The 18,620-nt window shown below is 40.1% G+C and carries 18 protein-coding genes; 14 read left to right on the top strand and 4 right to left on the bottom strand.

Annotated elements, in window-relative coordinates; genetic code table 11:
- Positions 1–56: 56 nt before the first annotated feature.
- The gene (locus tag HU823_RS14020) at positions 57–1,532 is read right to left on the bottom strand and encodes a methyl-accepting chemotaxis protein (protein WP_137789948.1); all 1,476 of its coding nucleotides are present in this window, start codon (positions 1,530–1,532) and stop codon (positions 57–59) included.
- 192 nt (positions 1,533–1,724) lie between these two features.
- Here HU823_RS14020 and HU823_RS14025 point away from each other — a divergent pair, with 192 nt between their 5' ends.
- Positions 1,725–2,582 (top strand): hypothetical protein, encoded by an 858-nt coding sequence (locus tag HU823_RS14025; protein WP_197222466.1) that lies wholly within the window; start codon positions 1,725–1,727, stop codon positions 2,580–2,582.
- A 377-nt stretch (positions 2,583–2,959) separates the two neighbouring features.
- Here HU823_RS14025 and cspD read toward each other — a convergent pair whose 3' ends face one another.
- On the bottom strand, positions 2,960–3,160 hold the full coding sequence (cspD, locus tag HU823_RS14030; protein ID WP_066237152.1) for a cold-shock protein CspD: 201 nt from the start codon (positions 3,158–3,160) through the stop codon (positions 2,960–2,962).
- 261 nt (positions 3,161–3,421) lie between these two features.
- Positions 3,422–3,712: a late competence development ComFB family protein gene (locus HU823_RS14035; RefSeq protein WP_144701298.1), complete on the bottom strand. Its 291-nt coding sequence runs from the start codon at positions 3,710–3,712 to the stop codon at positions 3,422–3,424.
- 212 nt (positions 3,713–3,924) lie between these two features.
- Here HU823_RS14035 and HU823_RS14040 point away from each other — a divergent pair, with 212 nt between their 5' ends.
- The 6 genes from HU823_RS14040 to hpaD are packed head-to-tail and all read left to right on the top strand — an operon-like array spanning position 3,925 to position 10,298.
- Positions 3,925–4,590: a GntR family transcriptional regulator gene (locus tag HU823_RS14040; RefSeq protein ID WP_197222467.1), complete on the top strand. Its 666-nt coding sequence runs from the start codon at positions 3,925–3,927 to the stop codon at positions 4,588–4,590.
- A 12-nt stretch (positions 4,591–4,602) separates the two neighbouring features.
- The gene (hpaI, locus tag HU823_RS14045; RefSeq protein ID WP_197222468.1) at positions 4,603–5,526 is read left to right on the top strand and encodes a 2,4-dihydroxyhept-2-ene-1,7-dioic acid aldolase; all 924 of its coding nucleotides are present in this window, start codon (positions 4,603–4,605) and stop codon (positions 5,524–5,526) included.
- Entirely contained in the window at positions 5,527–6,318 is a 792-nt protein-coding gene (locus HU823_RS14050) for a fumarylacetoacetate hydrolase family protein (protein ID WP_144701292.1), read from the top strand. It abuts the gene before it with no gap.
- Positions 6,302–7,816, top strand: coding sequence for a 5-carboxymethyl-2-hydroxymuconate semialdehyde dehydrogenase (hpaE, locus tag HU823_RS14055; RefSeq protein ID WP_144701289.1), 1,515 nt, complete (start codon positions 6,302–6,304; stop codon positions 7,814–7,816). Before HU823_RS14050 ends, hpaE begins: the two co-directional genes overlap by 17 nt.
- A gap of 11 nt (positions 7,817–7,827) precedes the next feature.
- Entirely contained in the window at positions 7,828–9,303 is a 1,476-nt protein-coding gene (gene hpaB, locus HU823_RS14060) for a 4-hydroxyphenylacetate 3-monooxygenase, oxygenase component (protein WP_144701287.1), read from the top strand.
- Between the two features lie 11 nt (positions 9,304–9,314).
- Positions 9,315–10,298 carry a 3,4-dihydroxyphenylacetate 2,3-dioxygenase gene (gene hpaD / locus HU823_RS14065; RefSeq protein ID WP_197222469.1) on the top strand — a complete coding sequence of 328 codons (984 nt, stop codon included), beginning with the start codon at positions 9,315–9,317 and terminating at the stop codon, positions 10,296–10,298.
- Between the two features lie 139 nt (positions 10,299–10,437).
- Here hpaD and HU823_RS14070 read toward each other — a convergent pair whose 3' ends face one another.
- A complete protein-coding gene (locus HU823_RS14070; protein WP_231607464.1) occupies positions 10,438–12,516 on the bottom strand; it encodes a sigma 54-interacting transcriptional regulator in 2,079 nt (692 codons plus the stop codon).
- A gap of 170 nt (positions 12,517–12,686) precedes the next feature.
- Here HU823_RS14070 and yfcC point away from each other — a divergent pair, with 170 nt between their 5' ends.
- The 7 genes from yfcC to HU823_RS14105 all read left to right on the top strand — a co-directional run bounded on the left by yfcC (position 12,687) and on the right by HU823_RS14105 (position 18,567).
- Positions 12,687–14,192 (top strand): putative basic amino acid antiporter YfcC, encoded by a 1,506-nt coding sequence (yfcC, locus tag HU823_RS14075; RefSeq protein ID WP_197222470.1) that lies wholly within the window; start codon positions 12,687–12,689, stop codon positions 14,190–14,192.
- A 34-nt stretch (positions 14,193–14,226) separates the two neighbouring features.
- Positions 14,227–15,399, top strand: coding sequence for a beta-aspartyl-peptidase (iadA, locus tag HU823_RS14080; protein WP_197222471.1), 1,173 nt, complete (start codon positions 14,227–14,229; stop codon positions 15,397–15,399).
- 95 nt (positions 15,400–15,494) lie between these two features.
- Positions 15,495–15,950 carry a pyridoxamine 5'-phosphate oxidase family protein gene (locus tag HU823_RS14085; RefSeq protein WP_260858621.1) on the top strand — a complete coding sequence of 152 codons (456 nt, stop codon included), beginning with the start codon at positions 15,495–15,497 and terminating at the stop codon, positions 15,948–15,950.
- Positions 15,951–16,070: 120 nt separating this feature from the next.
- Positions 16,071–16,457: a hypothetical protein gene (locus tag HU823_RS14090; protein WP_197222472.1), complete on the top strand. Its 387-nt coding sequence runs from the start codon at positions 16,071–16,073 to the stop codon at positions 16,455–16,457.
- A gap of 121 nt (positions 16,458–16,578) precedes the next feature.
- A complete protein-coding gene (locus HU823_RS14095) occupies positions 16,579–17,184 on the top strand; it encodes a TVP38/TMEM64 family protein (protein ID WP_144701277.1) in 606 nt (201 codons plus the stop codon).
- A gap of 80 nt (positions 17,185–17,264) precedes the next feature.
- Positions 17,265–18,014 (top strand): type I methionyl aminopeptidase, encoded by a 750-nt coding sequence (gene map / locus HU823_RS14100; RefSeq protein WP_144701275.1) that lies wholly within the window; start codon positions 17,265–17,267, stop codon positions 18,012–18,014.
- Between the two features lie 151 nt (positions 18,015–18,165).
- Positions 18,166–18,567, top strand: a complete 402-nt coding sequence (locus HU823_RS14105) for a DoxX family protein (RefSeq protein ID WP_144701273.1) — start codon at positions 18,166–18,168, stop codon at positions 18,565–18,567.
- The last annotated feature ends 53 nt before the right edge of the window (positions 18,568–18,620 follow it).

Here is an 18,620-nt window from a genome sequence, read left to right on the forward strand (position 1 = left end):
AAGCTCCCTCAGAAAAAATACCTTTTCATTATGCATGAAAAGGTATTGTAGCATTATTATTCTTTTACCAGTTCATTTAGTTCTGAGGTTAACGCCTCGAACTTGTTGAAACTATCAACCACTTCTTCTACACATCTATGCTGCTCTTCTACAGATGCAAGAACTTCTTCAACAGAACCACTTGATGTTTCAGCAATTCCAGAAACAGAATGAATTTCTCCAACAATATATCCGGTTGATTCATACAGCTGATTAATTAATTCTTGAACTTCAGATGACTGTGCAGCCACTTGATCGGTGTTCACTAAAATTTGACTGAAGTTGTCTGCTGTTTTCTCTGTAGCTTGCAGACTGGATGTGACAACCCCTTGTGAACCATCTACAAATTGAGCGGCTTGTTTAGCTTTGTTACGAATTTCTCCTAGGATTGCACCGATTTGCTTTGTAGAGTGTTGAGAATCCTCGGCAAGGCGTCGAACCTCGTCCGCCACTACAGCAAATCCTCTACCTTGATCTCCTGCTCGCGCTGCTTCAATCGCAGCATTCAATGCAAGCAGATTCGTCTGAGATGAAATTTCTTCTATTGTCGTTAAGATTCCTTCTATTGATTCACTTTGCTGATTTAATTCGTACATTAGAGTGTTCGTTTGCTGCATGAGCTCACTTACTTCTTTCATCTTCAAAGAAAGTTCTATTACTTGATTTTCACCTGCTTTTGTTACGATGGCTGTTTGCTCTGAAAGCTTTCTCATATCATTGGAGTGCTGATAAAGACCTTTTGCTACGTCATTGGTGCTTGTGACTGATTGATTCATTCCACCTACACTGACAGCCTGAGATTCTACACCTTTTGCCACTTCAGTAAAAGCGTACGTGATGTTGCTTGAAATTTCACCTGTTCGTGTAACGTTTTCTTTTACAGACTGACTAAAGTGATGAAGATTTTCTGATGCATCTTTGATTTTACTTAACAATTTTTCCAATTTAATCTTATCTTGCTCTGACTGTTTTTCTGCGATCAAAATGTTTTCATGCATACGCTGACCTATTCTTGCTTGTGCCACTAGAGCAGCAGTAATAACAGTTAAGAAAACGTTTAATGAGATAATAATCTTTGGGTCTTGTCCGGCAAACATCGTCTCTTTGTATTGAAAAAAGAAGAAATTGGTTAATAATAATCCACTAATACCCGATAGTAAGATTGAAAGGTAGTTATGATACAACGTGATGACTGCCAGGCATACATAAGTCATCAGGTAAGTAGAAATCTTCGGGTTTGAATCTGCCATGATAATAGTTAGTATCGTTAAGCCGATAACAACAAAATATTGAACTGCGAAGGGAGCCCACTTTCGATACGTCCAAATCGAGAGTGATAAAAGGATTGCGAGTCCAGCAATACCATAAAACATGACACTATTAACGGTTTTCGTACTAGCATACGTACTTGCTAGACCGAGAAAATACATACCCCACAGCATTTTAGTAACCAGTTTATTCGTTTGTAAATTTGAGGCAAATGATGGATTCAAATTTCGTCATCTCCGTTTTAAAATGTATAAGTACTGTTTTTATATCGTCAGGATTCTCTTTGCGTTTAAGATGTTTTCCAAATTTTGTTTTAGTTGTTACGATACCTATTGTAATCGTGAACTTTTTTTTAATAAGAACTGAAAAGCAGAAAATTTTTTTGTAATTAAACTTTTAATTCGAGGTGATTAACGATGAAAAAGAAGACTTGGCTATTTGCTATCATACTATTGCTTGCCGCTTGTAGCAGCGAACCGAAAAGCACCAATACGAAAGAAGAACCAGCACCTAAAACAAACGAATCTTCTCCAACTGAAAAGAAAGAAGCGGAAAAAGAAGAACCTGTTAACGAAGAAGTGACATCTATTGAAGAAGAAGGAACGTATATTGGTATGATTGACAATAATTCTATTGAGGTAGAAGCAGCAGGGGAAACATTAGTTCTTCGTCTTACAGACGAAGTTAGGGAAGCTGTCGAAAGTTTGAAGGATGGTTCAAAAGTTAAAATCGTTTACAAGAAGAATAACGAGGGACAATGGGTACTTGAGCAAATTACTGAAGAAAGTGCGCCAGAGGCAGCTCCAACAAAAAAACTAACTTACATAGCGGATGGAGTTTCAATTGAAGAGGACGCGGTATTAACAGAGAGCGAACTTGAATACCATTTTTACAAACTGCCAGATTTTGAATTTACAGCAGAAGAGCCAAGAAAAGATTTATTGTTTGCTACGAAATTTGCTGAGACATTTGTTAGAATAGAACCTTTGTCAGAAGAATCTTCTATTGATGATCTAAAAGAATGGGCTAAGGATGAACTTGAAGCGATCGGGGAAGTAAGTGAAGTGAATGGAAAAGAGGTCGCTGGACAGGCATTTGAAAAGACTGCGTTATTTATTACGGCTTCAAAAGATTCTTACAAAAAATATATTGTTATCCAAGACTTAAACAACGGAGATCAAGTTAAATATACGGTGAACCTGCCTGAACATAAGAATGCGGCTAAATGGGAACAAGCCATCTGGGCCATGCTTTCTACTCTTCAAACTAAATAGTTTAGTAAAGCGTACCCTTTAGGTGCGCTTTTTTTTTGGATACAACTTGAAAAGGGAGAACAAATGATTATCATAAATGTAGCAGATGGCATATAATATTTACGAAGGTTTAAAAAGTTTCCTTAAGGAAAGATAGGTGATCGTTATGTGGTATAAAGAGAGTTCATTGTTTAAGTTGCAGCAATACACGATAATCCTACACAAGCTTGGAATCTTTTCGCAGGAAGACAAGATAGACATATTAGGTAAAATTCAAAAGTATAAAATGAAAGTTGGTTTAAAAGACTAGGCTGCCTGGTTAGGGAGCCTCTTCATTTGTTCATTTTACATAGAAAAGACCCGGCAGCAACTGCCGGGTCTTTATATATAGGCTGAACTTATTTTTTAGTTACGTTAGCTGCTTGTGGTCCGCGAGCTCCGTCAACAATTTCAAATTCTACTTCTTGACCTTCGTCAAGTGATTTAAATCCTTCTGATTGAATTGCAGAGAAGTGTACGAAAACGTCATCTCCACCTTCAACTTCGATGAAACCAAAACCTTTTTCAGCGTTAAACCATTTTACTTTACCTGTTTGCATGTGAATGCCTCCTAGAACGTTTGCACTTTTGTGCTCTGTAATTACCAAACCACTTTCAAACTCTTAAGTTAAGATGTAATCCAGTACTGAATGGTTGTCACAAATATATCACAAGAAAAAAGCTCTCGCAAGGAACTTTTCTGAAAAATAGGAATAAAGAGTCAGAATATATTTGCATATGTAAATTTTCAACTGAATGTTATAGGTTTAATCAACATTTTTAAGATATACATATGTACAAAAATAAAAACCATCTGCCTTCTATTCGCTAGCAGGAGATGGTTTTAAATCATGTGATGGTCGAGTTGCTACAATGCCTGTAGCTTTTACAATCTGGTTTAAGATGTTAACTCTGGATTGATCATCAAAGTTTTGTGCTTTGACAAAAGCATAGCCATCTTCATTTGATACATAACGAGGTGGTAAATTATTGAGTGTGATCGCAAACACATCAGCTTTACAAATCTCACATTTACAAGGAAGCTGAAGTTGTCCCCAATAATTCTTTAGTGCTTCTTCTACTAGAATTTCCATGGCGTTTTTTACATTCATGGGCTTTTTACCCCTTTATACACAATCTATATGTATAGAATAGCTTATTCTTACTACATATGTAAACTTTTACTGCAAGTAACAAGACTATTTAACTATAGTTATTTTAATAAATTTCAAAGTCTATTACTTTGTTACTAAATTAACAATAATATATGATTTTTCTGAAAATTAACTTGAAATCATATATGATTTGAGATTAACATAAGATTATGAAGACTACACATAAAACAAACAAACAGCAGTATGCTTATCAAGTCATTCGTTCCCGTATCTTAGATGGCAGGTATCCACCAGGTCACAAACTTGTTATTGACCAACTGGCTAGAGAGCTTCAAACAAGTGCAATTCCCGTTCGTGAAGCGATCAGGCTGCTTGAAGCAGATTCTCTAATCTCGTTTAAGCCTTACTCAGGAGCGATTGTTACCCCCTTTGATGAACAAGCATATTTAGAAACTTTATCCGTTCTAGCCGTATTAGAAGGTTTTGCGACTGCAGAATCATCAATACACTTTCCTTACGAAAAACTTGAAGGTTTAAGAGTGTATACAAAGCTTATGGAAGATGCACTTGAACAACTCGATTATTCTCTTTTCTCCAATTACAACAAAGAATTTCATAAACTAACTTACAAATATTGCACCAATCTATTTCTGTTAGAACAGATTCATACAACTTGGGAAAGGCTCGGGACTGTTCGTCAGCAGGGATCAACAATGAAACCTGTCCGAATGAAGCGATCAGTTGCTGAACACTATCAACTAATTGAGATGATGGAAAGAAGAGAGGAACCCAAAATAATAGAGGCATTTACGAGAAACCATAAATTGAATACACTCAAAGCTTTTCTGGAGGATTCCAAACAAAATTCTATTTGAGGAGATGAAAGTATGAAAGTAGAAGAAGTAAAGAAATCTCTAAGAGGATCAATCGCTCCGATCATCACCCCTTTTCATGAAGATGAATCGCTAGATCTTGAAACACTTAAAAGTTTGATAGACTGGCACATCCAGTCTGGAAGTCATGGTATCTCTGTTACCGGAACGACAGGAGAACCTTCATCGCTGACATTAAAAGAACGAGAGCTTGTAATGGAAACAGCGATCAAAGCGGTAAACAAGCTTGTACCTATCGTTCCGGGAACTGGATCGACCAATCATCAAGAATCTCTTCATTTAACAAAATTAGCTCAAGAAATGGGAGCGGATGCCGCTATGGTCATCGTCCCTTACTACAATAAGCCCTCACAACACGCACTTTACAAACATTTTAAACTCATCGCAGATTCAGTAGACATCCCATTAATCATTTATAACATTCCAGGCAGAACAGCCGTAAATTTGGAAGTGAAGACGCTAGCACGACTTAATGAAGACTGTCCAAACATTATCGGAGTAAAGGAATCTAATAAAGACTTTGAACACATCAACCGTGTACTTTTAAACTGTGGACGTGACTTTTTGCTGTATTCAGGAATAGAGTTGCTTTGCTATCCGATGCTTGCCATTGGTGGGGCAGGATACATATCTGCAACAGCAAACGTATTGCCGTCTAAAGTGGCAGAAGTATACAACGCATGGGATTCTGGAAATGTTGAAGAAGCATTAAAGCTTCATTATGATTTGATGCCTTTAAATGACGTTCTTTTTAAAGATACGAATCCTGCTCCACTAAAAGCCGCGTTAGGTATGATGGGCAAGATCAACCCAACATTAAGGTTGCCGATGGACTTGCCGGCAGATTCTCTGCAAAAAGAAATAAGAGCTGTACTTGCTGATTATGGGTTAGTAGAAAAAATAGGGAGTGAAGTATAAATGAAGCATGCTCGCGTTATTTTTGAAGGAAGAGAACAAAAAGGAACGGTAGTTGACGATGTAATCACATTTTCATCAGGGAAATCAGCTAAGGTGAGCGAGATCAAAACGTGGCTTCCTCCCTTTACGCCAAATAAAATGATCGGGCTAGCACTTAATTATGCTGACCATGCAGATGAGCTGGGGCTTGAAAAACCAGCTGAGCCTGTACTTTTTATAAAGCCAAATTCATCGTTAGTAGGTCACAAAGGGCAAGTGTTCTATCCAGATGGCGCAACTTATATGCACTATGAAAATGAACTAGCCGTCGTCATCGGTAAAGAGGGAAGAAATATTAAAGCCGAACACGCGATGGATTTTGTAAGCGGTTACACCATTGCGAACGATGTAACAGTCCGTGATTTTGTGAACAACTGGTACCGTCCCCCAGTACGCGCAAAAGGGCATGACACGTTTGGTCCGATGGGTCCGTTTTATGTGGATGCAGAAGATATTCCGGATGTTACAAACCTTGAACTTCGCACATACGTCAACGGTGAGTTAAGACAGCAAGGAAACACAAAAGATTTGATGTATTCAATCCCTGAAATCATTGAGTTTGTTTCTTCATTCATGACACTTGAACCAAATGATGTGATCTGGACCGGTACACCAAAAGGAATATCGCATATTCATCCTGGTGATGTGGTCAGGCTTGAGATAGACTACTTAGGTTCTTTAGAGAATACGATCGTTGATGGACGTACAGAAAAGGTGCCAACTGGAGGGAAGGATCATGAAGCCGGAAATTAAGGAAATGATTCAGCACTATATTAACGGACAGTTTGTCTCAGGGCATAAAGGGGACTACTTTGTTAACGTCAATCCTTATACGAACGAAAAGATCAATACGGTAAGTGAAGGAACGAAAGAAGACATTAATGCAACTGCAAAAGCGGCAAAGGCTGCTTTTAAACAAGGTCCTTGGGGAAAGATGAAGCAGGAAAAGCGTCTTCAATACATCTATAAGATTGCAGATCTAATTGATCGCGATGTAGAAGAGATTGCACTGTTAGAATCCTATGATACGGGACTTCCTATAGCTCAAACACGAAAGATGGTAGGACGTGCAGCGGATAACTTTAGATTTTATGCGGAGATGGTAAAGAACCGTATGTCTGGTGAAGCTTATCATGTGGATGATGAGTTCATGAACTATACGATTCAAAAGCCTGTAGGTGTGGCAGGACTCATTACACCATGGAATGCGCCATTCATGCTCGAGACATGGAAAATCGCACCTGCACTTGCGACAGGAAACACGGTCATTCTAAAACCAGCTGAATGGTCACCATTAACAGCTAATAAACTAGCAGAGCTTGTGGATGAAGCTGGACTACCAGCAGGCGTCTTTAACGTCGTTCATGGCTTTGGTGAAACAGCGGGTGCATCGCTTGTTGCACATGATGATGTGCAGCTTATCTCGTTTACCGGAGAGACGAAGACAGGTTCCGAGATTATGAGAAACGGTGCTGCTTCATTGAAACGCTTTTCTATGGAACTTGGCGGAAAGTCACCGATCATCGTATTTGATGACTGTGACTTTGAGCGTGCGCTAGACGCTTGTGTATGGGGCATCTTCTCTTTTAACGGAGAAAGGTGTACAGCAAATTCTCGTTTGTTTCTTCAAGAATCAATTAAAGATGAGTTTGTGGCTCGTTTAAAGGAGAGGGTGGATAACATTATCGTTGGGGATCCATCTGATCCAGATACGGAAGTTGGCCCACTCATCCATACGGAACACTATGAAAATGTGAAAAGATATTTACAGATTGCAAAAAACGAAGGTGCAGAAGTATACACACAAGCACTCTCTGAATCTCACAAAAAAGGGAATTTTGTAGCTCCGACACTTTTATTAAACGTAAAAAATGATATGACGGTGGCGCAAGAAGAAATATTCGGTCCTGTTTTATCTGTGATGACGTTTAAAGATGAAAAAGAAGTGATCGAATACGCAAATGATATTAAGTACGGTCTCGCAGGCTATGTGTGGACAAACGACATGAAAAGGGGTCTCCGTGTCGCAAATGCCGTTGAAGCTGGTATGCTCTGGGTGAATTCACAGAACGTACGTGATCTTCGTATTCCGTTTGGTGGCTCAAAAAATTCGGGTATCGGCCGTGAAGGCGGACACTATGCGTTTGAGTTTTACACCGAGATGAAAGTGGTGCATGTTGCACTTGCTGATCATCACATTCAGCAGTTCGGAAAGAAAAAACAGTCGCTTCAAACTGAAGCGAAACATTAGGAGGGATTTCTTTGCCTGCACGCACGGGGGAACAATATATTCAAGGGATTTCAAAGGCTAAGAATAACGTTTGGATTCATGGTGAGAAAGTAGATGATGTTCCTTCTCATCCGGCATTTCGAAACATTGTAAGGTCCATTGCTAACCTATATGACCTCCAGCACGAAAAAGCAGACAAGATGCTCTATACCTCTGAACAGACGGGTGACAAAGTAGGTCTTTCCTTTATTGCACCCAAAACGGTGGACGATCTCATCCGCCGTCGTGAGATGATTTCGGAATGGGCAGGCTACACAGGCGGAATGATGGGGCGTACGCCAGATTATTTAAACACGAGTGTTATGGCGTTCGGTACGTCAGGTAACTTTTTTGCCCAAAACGATCCAATGTTCGCAGAAAACGCAAGAAAGTATTATGACTATTGCCGGGAAAATGACATCAGCCTAACGCATACGCTGATCCATCCGCAAACGAACCGATCAAAAAAGCAGTCTGAGCAAAAAGATCCGTATTTATCTGCTCGTATCGTTGAAAAGAACAAGGACGGCATTGTAGTAAAAGGGGCAAGGTTGCTGGCAACACTCGGTGGGGTAACAGATGAGATCGTTGTGTTCCCATCAACGCTGAACAAAGCTTCTTCTGAAGATGATCCGTATGCGATGGCTTTTGCTATCCCTAACAATACAGAAGGCTTAAAGTTCTTATGTCGCGAATCGTTTGATACGGGACGAAGCCAATGGGATCATCCGCTAAGCTCTCGGTTCGAAGAGAGTGATGCAATCGTTGTTTTTGATAATGTACTCGTACCGTGGGATCGCGTTTTCGTAAGTGGCAGCTCTGATATTTGTAACCGAACGTACGTCGAGACTAACGCGATCGTTCATATGGCACATCAAGTAATCGCGAAGAATACGGTAAAAACTGAATTTGTACTCGGCGTCATCTTAAACATGATGGAATCGATTGGCATTGATGTGTTTCCGCATGTTAAAGAGAAAGCATCTGAAGTGATGCTGATTCTCGAAACGATGCGCTCTCACCTTTACCGTGCAGAGCATAACGCTTCTATTGATAAATACGGAAATATGACACCAGACTTTGCACCGCTGAATGCAGCCCGTAACTGGTACCCGAAAATGTATCAGCGCATTGTTGAAATCGTGAAAATTCTTGGGGCATCAGGTTTGATGGGGATTCCGACAGAAGCAGATTTTAATGCAGACGATATCGGTGAACTTGTTCATCGTTATACACAAGGAGCCAACATTGATGGTTATGAGCGCACCCAATTGTTCCGCTTGGCATGGGACATTTCCATCAGTACGTTCGGCGGCCGCCAAGCTCTTTATGAGTATTACTTCTTTGGAGATCCGGCGCGTATGTCGAACATTTATTATGATCAATTTAACAAAGAGCCTTATAAAGCAATGGTAAAGGATTTTCTAGAGCGCGTGAATTCCAAAAGCCATAACTACAGTAGTGTATAGGAGGAGTCGTCATGGATTTTAACATTATACGAATCGCGCGTGTTGTCATGAACGTCACCGATCTCCATGCTTCCCGTGATTTTTATGTGAATGCCCTAGGTTTTATCGAAACGGCTGCTACTTCAGAATGGATGGCATTACGCGGACTAGAAGAACACTCCCATCACAGTCTTTTGTTGAAAAAAGCAGATAAGCCTGGCGTTCATGTCGTAAGCTACAAAGTGTGGGAAGACAGTCACTTGAATGAGCTGGAATCCTTTTTTAAAGGAAAAGGTGCCAAAGTACTATGGAAAGATGCAGATCCTGCCGTTGGAATCGGTAAAACGTTATGTGTAGAGGACCCTTCTGGAATACCGCTAGAGTTTTTTGTGGAGATGGAAAGTGTTGAGCGGTACATCCAAAAGTATGATCTGTACCGTGGTGCACGTGTTCAGCGTATCGATCACATCAACTGCATGGTTCCAGATGTGGAAGGGGCTGTAAAGTTTTATACAGATGAACTCGGATTTAGAGTTTCAGAATATACAGCAACCGAAGACGACCGAACATGGGCCGCGTGGCTTCACCGGAAACCAACGGTACATGATGTTGCATTTATGAACGGAGAAGGTCCTCGTCTTCATCACGTTGGTTTTTGGTTATCTGATCCGATGAGTTTGATCCATTGCTGTGACGTGATGGCAAGCATGGGTTATGCAGATAACATTGAGCGCGGGCCAGGACGTCACGGCTTATCGAACGCATTCTTTTTATACGTGCGTGATCCTGATGGAAACAGAATAGAACTATACAATGGGGATTATCTGACAAGTGATCCTGACTTTAAACCGATCAAGTGGGACATTAACGATCCAAGACGTCAGACGTTTTGGGGACATAAAGCTCCTGACAGCTGGTTTAATGAGGCGACTTCCTTTTTGAGTCTTGAAAAAGGAGAGCCCGTAGAGCTAAAAAGTCCGACATTAGCCCAGCGTAAGCCTGATTTTGTGACTTGATATTAACGTTTAGTATAGATAAGAAATAATTAAAGCCGGCTCTGCTTTTAATATGCAGGAGCCGGCTTTTTTTGTTTGTAGGAGCATTCGCGCTCGTCCAGCGGCATGATATGCAAGTTGGATGAGCGATTCACAAGACTTATGAGCGATTCAACTCATTCTTCATATAAGATAGTCCGCTCTCGGTCAGTCGTGTTCCTTGTCGCCCTTTTGCTTTCACGATGAATCCTTTCTGCTCCATGAGATCTAAACGTAATCTGACTTGAGCTTCAGTAAGCTTAACGCCTTCTAATTCCAAATCCTTCAGTAAGCCCTTCCTGCTGGATGCTTTACCAGAAACGTGGTTGCGATAGATGCAGCTCATAATAGCAGCTTCCTCGTTTGGTGCGATAAGTGGGGGCAATTTCTCTGAGGTGGCAGAAACCTCACTAAATGCCTCAGCTGCAAAAGTCGTCTCATCACTTTTTATCCTCATCACTTCCTGAGGGAGATCGTTAACCTTAATCTTTTCCTCATCGCAAACAGCGAGCATATAGTCAATGGCATTCTTTAATTCTCTAATATTACCCGTCCAAGAACGATTTATTAAATGGCCAACGACTTCGTTCTCCACTTTTATTTTTTTAGTAGAACGCATCTCTAAAAAATGATTTAGTAAAAGTGGAATATCGCCTTTCCGCTCACGGAGTGCTGGGATTTTTAAGTAAAGAACATTCAGCCGGTGATATAGATCTTCACGGAACAGTCCTTTTCTTATGTCAGATGCCAGATCCTTGTTAGTAGCTGAAATAACTCTGACATCTATAGGAAGTACTCGTGTTCCACCGACTCTTCGTAATTCTTTTTCCTGTAGAACCCGCAAAAGGCGCGTTTGAAGTTTTACGCTAATGTCGCCAATTTCGTCCAGAAAAATAGTACCGCCTTCTGCTTGTTCAAAGAGACCCTGTTTACCTCCTTTTTTAGCACCTGTAAACGCGCCTTCTTCATATCCGAAGAGTTCACTCTCTAATAAATCCTCAGAAAGGGCAGAACAGTTTACTGCTAGAAAGGGACCGTTTCTTCTGCCAGATTCGTTATGAATGGCACTTGCAAAGAGTTCTTTGCCCGTTCCGCTCTCGCCTTGTAAAAGGAGGGAAAGATCTGTTGCAGCCAGTTTCTTTGCAATGTTTTTTGCTCGAACTATTGCCTCTGAGTCTCCGATGATATCATGGAAAAAATACTTTCCGATATAGCCTTTTCGCTTTAGTTCATATCGGGCTGCTTTTTCCATTGATATTGTAGTACTCGTGTTCTTAAATGTAGCAATCATCGTGTTTTCAGCTGTCAATGCAAACCGGTGAACCATAACATTCGTATCATTGATCGTAAAAAATTGATCAGATTGTTCACTCGCAGTATCTGTTAAAAAGTTCAGCAGCTCTTTATCTTTAATAATTTGTTTAATATGTTTTCCGACAGCTTGTTTGGAGTCGGTTAAAAATATGTGTTTCAATTCCTCGTTAAATACGGTGATCATTCCCGTATGATCAAATGATAAGATTCCATCATTAACACCATTTAAAACTTTGTCCAAGTGTTCGTTAAATTGAAGAGCCTTTTGATTAGCATGTGTAAGTTTCTTGGATAACTGAATAATTTTTTCTGTAAATCTTTCAGAAATACCTGTTGCCCGGTCATCTAAGACACCAAGTTCGCTCAAGATCTCTGTTATTGTAGTAATGTCGATCAGGCGTACGCCGATATTAATGATTCTCTTAACCTCTTTCGGCACTAGATGCATTTCCCCGGGTGTGACAGCGATATCTGCATGTTGGTAGGAAGATATTCCAGGATAGTAGGGAAGGTAGTTTAAGTGATTGATTCCTAGATGAATGAGTGTTTGTACGGACTGTTCTACCGTTTGAGGAAAATCGTTTACGTACATAACATCAGTACCCTCTGGCAGCTGTAAAAGCTGATTCAGATATTCATAGTTGACGGTTCGTCTTGCTGTAATCACTCTACATGAGTTATCCAAACAATGAGCTACCTCACGTTTTATAAGATAAGATGATAGAATTACGACTTCGTTTTCTAATCGTGTAGGAAGCATTTCTTCAGAAGAATAGCTCTTAATATGAAAATAATCGCCTAAAATGGATTGAAGCTGATGGGATAGTGCAATGCGTGTTTCCTTTGTACCTGCTAAAAGAACAATCTCTTTTTTTGTCTCCATCATACGCACCTTCTTTAATGGTCTTTTTTAGGATGTTAATTGGTTATAAAACTATTATCTAATAACTAGCCAATTAATAAAACAAAATATTTAAAAACCTTTAACAAAGGAGACTAAATGTTGGCACAATTCTTGCATTTATATAATGTGAACTTAGAAAAGGGGGAAGAAAAGTGGATAAAAAGAAAAGAAGGTTTGAGATGCCTGATACGTTCGTTATCGTATTCTTTGTCGTAGCCTTGATGGCACTATTAACGTATATCATACCGGCAGGACAGTTTGAAACGAAAGAAACAACTTATACGCAAGGTGGAGAAGAGCAGACTAAAACAGTTTTAGTTCCTGACAGCTTTTCCTATGTAAAAGGGGAAGACGGTGAGCCAGCTACTAAAGGTGTCAGCCTGTTTGAAGAAGGCGGCGGTGCAGGGTTCTTAAACTATATCTTTGAAGGTTTAGTTACTGGGGATAAGTGGGGATCTGCTGTTGGGGTTGTTGCGTTTATCCTTATTATCGGTGGCGCATTCGGAATTATTATGAAGACGCGTGCGATAGAAGATAGTATTTTAAAGATGATTGACCGTACAAAAGGAAAAGAAGTCCTTATTATTCCTATTATGTTCTTATTATTCTCTTTAGGCGGAGTGGTTTTTGGAATGGGTGAAGAAGCCATTGCGTTTGCAATGATTCTTGTGCCAGTTGTAATTGCGCTTGGTTATGATGCGATTACAGCGGTTATGATTACGTATGTTGCCACACAGATCGGATTTGCAACATCATGGATGAATCCATTTGGTGTAGCGATTGCACAAGGAATTGCGGGAGTTCCAGTATTGTCTGGTGCACCTTTCCGTATTGGTATGTGGGCATTCTTTACATTAGTGGGTATTGTTTATACATGGATCTATGCTTCTAGAATTAGAAAAGATCCTAAACGTTCATTATCTTATGAGTCCGATGCATACTTCCGAGAAGATTTTAAACAAACGGATATTAAAGCGAACTTTGGAATTGGACATATTCTTATTCTTTTAACAATAGTAGCAGGGGTAATCTGGATTGTATGGGGCGTTGTTGAAAGAGCATACTACATTCCTGAGATTGCTACTCAATTTTTCACAATCGGTTTAGTTGCGGGTATAATTGGAGTAATCTTCAAATTAAATAACATGACAGTTAACGGTATATCTGATGGTTTCAAACAAGGAGCTAGAGATATTCTTCCTGCAGCCCTCATTGTTGGTATGGCAAAAGGGGTAATTATCATGTTAGGTGGAGACAACCCGGCCGAGCCTTCCGTATTAAACACAATGCTTAATGCAGCAGGTGGCCTAGTTTCAGATGTACCAGTAGCCGTTTCAGCATGGATCATGTATGTATTCCAAGCCGTGTTTAACTTCTTTATCGTTTCAGGTTCAGGTCAAGCCGCTCTTACTATGCCGTTAATGTCTCCGCTTGCTGACATGGCAGGCGTTACGAGACAAGTAGCAGTACTTGCGTTTCAGCTTGGTGACGGATTTACAAACATGATCGTACCGACTTCCGGGGCATTGATGGGAACATTGGGTGCGGCACGTATCGAGTGGTCCAAATGGTTCAAATTCCAGATCAAGTTTCAACTATTATTGTTTATTTTAGCTTCTATTGTAATCGTTACAGCAGTACTCATTGGTTTTAAATAATCTATATTTTTTAAAAAATAAAGGAATGATTTACATGTTTACTCTCATAAAAGGCGGTGAGGTGTACGCGCCTCATTATCTCGGAAAAAAAGATATCCTACTAGCTGCCGGAAAGATAGCCAGCATCTCAGAAAATATTGAATGGCCGGCACCTGCTCTTGATATCCATATCATTGATGCAACAGGTAAAATAGTGGCACCAGGTTTTATTGATGGACATGTTCATATTACTGGCGGTGGAGGAGAAGGCGGATATAAAACGAGAACCCCTGAGATCTATCTGTCAGATGTTACGAAAGCGGGTGTGACAACGATTGTTGGAGTGATTGGTACGGACGGGATAGCCAGGACGATGACTTCTTTGATCGCAAAAGCAAAAGCGCTAAAAGAAGAAGGAATCTCGTGCTTTGTACACACCGGTTCCTATCAAGTTCCTGTTAAAACGTTAACAGGGAATATTGAAACAGACATCATGATGGTTGATGAGATCATCGGTGTAGGTGAAATTGCTATTTCTGACCATCGTTCCAGCCAGCCGTTAGCATCTGAGCTGGCAAGGCTGGCGTCACAAGCAAGAGTTGCAGGTATGCTTTCAGGAAAAGCAGGTGTTGTGAACATTCACCTTGGCGATAGCAAACGGATGTTGTCTTTAATTGAAGAAGTAGTTGATACCACCGATCTGCCTCTGTCTCAATTTTATCCTACGCATATTAACCGAAATTCTTACTTGTTTGAAGCTGGTATCGAATTTGCGAAAAAAGGCGGTATCGTAGATTTCACAACAAGTACGACGAAGCAATTTTTAGAAGAAGGCGAAGTTAAATGCTCAATTGGGCTTAAAAGAATGTTAGATGCAGGAGTGGCAATCGAGCAAATAACGTTCACATCAGACGCACAAGGAAGTTTGCCTGCATTTAATGAATTCGGAGAATTTACGGGCTTGCGTATCGGCAGAGTGAACTCGCTGTTCGTTGAAGTGCGGGATGCTGTTCAAACAGAAGGAGTTCCACTTCATGAGGCATTGCAGACAATCACTTCTAATCCTGCCCGCGTTTTAAAGCTTAAACAAAAAGGAAGACTGCAAGAAGGGCTGGATGCTGATCTTGTTATGCTTAATGAAGATCTCAGCATTGATTCAGTTATTGCGAATGGGCAAGTGATGGTTCGAGAGGGAGAAGCTGTAATCAAAGGAACGTTTGAAGAGTAAAGGAAGCGACCGTAACGCTTCCTTTTTCACTTTCAACTTATGAAATATATGGTAAAATAGGATCATACATAATTCTCTTAAAAGGTGGCGATCAAGTGGCAAAACAAGAAATTCCAACAACGTTAAGTCCAGAATTGTTTGAACACCTGCAAGGCGAACAACTTGTCCTCCTAGGGACAGTTGACGCAGAAACGAAAGCTCCATCTGTTAACGCGATCTCATGGGTAAAGAGTTTATCAAAAGAGAAGATTCGATTTACGGTGACGAACAATTCACGCATCGTAACAAACATTAAAGATAATCCACAAGTGGTACTTACGGTAGTAGGACTTGAAACTGTGTATTCAATTAATGGAAAAGCAAATATCCTGCAGGAAACAATGGAAGGCGTACCATTAAAGCTTGCGAAGATCGAAGTGGATATTGACCATGTGTTTGAGAGTATGTTCTGGGGTGCGAAGATCGTCCAAGAACCTGTATATGAAAAGACGTATAATGAAAAGAAAGCAAAAGAGCTAGATGTCCAAGTGTATGACGCTCTTATGAAATAAAGCTGACTTTTTTACAACTAGAAGAAACGTACAAACCGTCAAAACATTATGTTGTGGCGGTTTTTTGTTTATTTTAGATTGTGCTACAACATGGTGTCATATGAAAAAGGGGGAAATCAAATGCCTATCATATACCGATCATTTCTCTTATCAGGGCTTCTTTCTATCTTGGTGGGAATCGTACAGATTACGAGTCTAGTGGAAATGAAAGCCGATGGTCTGAATGTTTTGGGGTATCCTCTTCTTTTATGGGGTATTGTCGCATTCCTATGTGCATTAAATCGTTTTGCTATTGTGTGGATACACAAACTTTTGGCTGCAGCAGGGGCATTACTACATGGAACGGTAGTTATGTATAGTCTTTTGTTTCCGTTCGATGCTGAGGTAAAGGGAATGCATTTTATCAGTTTCCTGTTACCTTTAATGTCTTTCGTCTCAGTATGTTGCTGCGGGTTTATTCTAGGACAAAAAAGGTATAAAACACATTCAAAAACGATCAGCAAATAGTGAACTTTTTTTAGTTTATGATAAAATTAGATGATTAACTCCTTGTTTTTCCTAAAGTCGGTTTTAAACAAGTTAACTGTGGCAACGATGAGGGTATGAGGAAGAAAAGGGTGAACGATGGATGGACTGGCGAAACTGGGAACGCTATTTTACGGAAAAAAACATATTAGAACTGCTTGACCAATACAAAGATTTAGGTTTCTTGCCAGGGATATTGCTACCTATGCTTGAATCATTTCTGCCGATCCTTCCGCTTTTTATTTTTGTAGCGGGAAATGCAGCGGCATACGGATTTTGGTTAGGATTTCTTTATTCGTGGATTGGGGTTTGCGTTGGTTCTATCATTGTGTTCTTATTAGTGCGGCGATATGGCCAAAAGCGTTTTTTGAATTTTTTAAACAGACATACAAACACAACACGAATGCTTGGATGGGTAGAGAGGCATGGTTTCGGTATGCTTTTTCTCATCTATTGTTTTCCGTTTACTCCATCCGCTCTAGTTAACGTAGTAGGCGGATTATCGCGAATTAATATTAAAACCTTTCTGCTAGCATTAACTCTCGGTAAATTGGTGATGATCGCGATCGTTTCATTTATCGGATACGACTTTATTGATGTGTTGAAGAGCCCCTTGAAACTTGGGATGATTGCTTTTGGCATATTTGTATTGTGGCTAGGTGGAAAAATAGTTGAATCAAGACTTAAAGAATCAGAGCATCGGGCGTGATAAAACGCCAGGTGCTTTTTTACTTTCACGAAGATCTTTTTCCTTGAATATAGTTAAAAAAGAGGAAGGGAGACTTTGTATTGATTAAGATCAAGTCACAAAAGCAGATTGAAAAGATGCATGAAGCGGGAAGGCTGCTTGCTTCATGTCACAGAGAATTAAGCAAGCTTGTTATACCTGGAACAACAACATTTAAAATTGATCAGTTTGTTGAAAGTTTTTTAACAGCTCACGGAGCAAAAGCTGCTCAAAAAGGATATATGGGGTATCCTTTTGCGACATGTGCTTCTGTAAATGATGAAGTATGTCACGGGCTGCCAAATAAAAATGCGTTAAGAGACGGAGATATCGTAACGATTGATTTTGTTGTAAATTTAAATGGGTGGCTGGCTGATTCCGCTTGGTCATATGAAGTAGGAAAGGTTTCTAAAAAGTCTCGTGCTTTGTTGGAAACAACTAAACAAGCTCTATATAAGGGGATAGAACAAGCTCGGGTTGGTAATCGTATAGGTGATATCGGTCATGCGATTCAATCTTATGCGGAGAATAAGGGCTATTCGATTGTTCGAGAGTTTATTGGGCATGGTATAGGTCGCTCCATACACGAAGAGCCTCAAGTTCACCATGTTGGAGAGCGTAACACAGGAATCACTTTAAAAGAGGGTATGGTCATAACCATTGAACCTATACTCAATGGAGGGCGGCCGCACGTTAGTTTATTGGAGGATGGTTGGACCGCCGTCACTTATGATGGAAGTCTTTCAGCACAATATGAACATACTGTTGCCATTACAAAAGAGGGACCAATTATTTTAACAGAACAAGCTTAAAATAAACATTGCCGCATATTCTTTAAAGAAGAGCGGTAATTTTTTTTGCTCTTAAGGTTATTTTTTTAAAGTAACTTGACATAGACAAGTTACTCATTGTAATATACTAACATAAAGTAAGTTGAATTCACGAAGAGAAAGAGGGATAGGGATGTTATCATTAGGATTACTGATTATTCGATTAGTAGTAGGTCTAGCATTAGCAGCACATGGAGCTCAAAAGTTGTTTGGGTGGTTCGGCGGTTATGGATTAAAAGGAACTGGAGGCTGGATGGAATCTATCGGTATTAAACCAGGCTATACGATGGCTCTATTAGCAGGTCTGGCTGAATTTGGCGGAGGACTTTTGTTTGCCGCAGGTTTGTTCACCGAAATTGGTGCTGTGCTGATCGCTGGAACGATGCTTGTGGCTGCAGTTAAAGTTCACTTGCAGAACGGGTTCTGGGTAACGGCGAACGGCTATGAGTTTAACCTAGTCTTAATCGCTGTAGTGATAGGAGTCGCCTTAACAGGTGCAGGAGATTATTCTTTGGATCACCTTTGGTTAAAATAGAACTGAATACAGAACAAAAATGACGAAACCACTTTATGCTAAGTGGTTTTTTC

The organism is Fictibacillus sp. 18YEL24 (genome assembly GCF_015903855.1).
Lineage (GTDB): Bacteria > Bacillota > Bacilli > Bacillales > Fictibacillaceae > Fictibacillus > Fictibacillus phosphorivorans_C.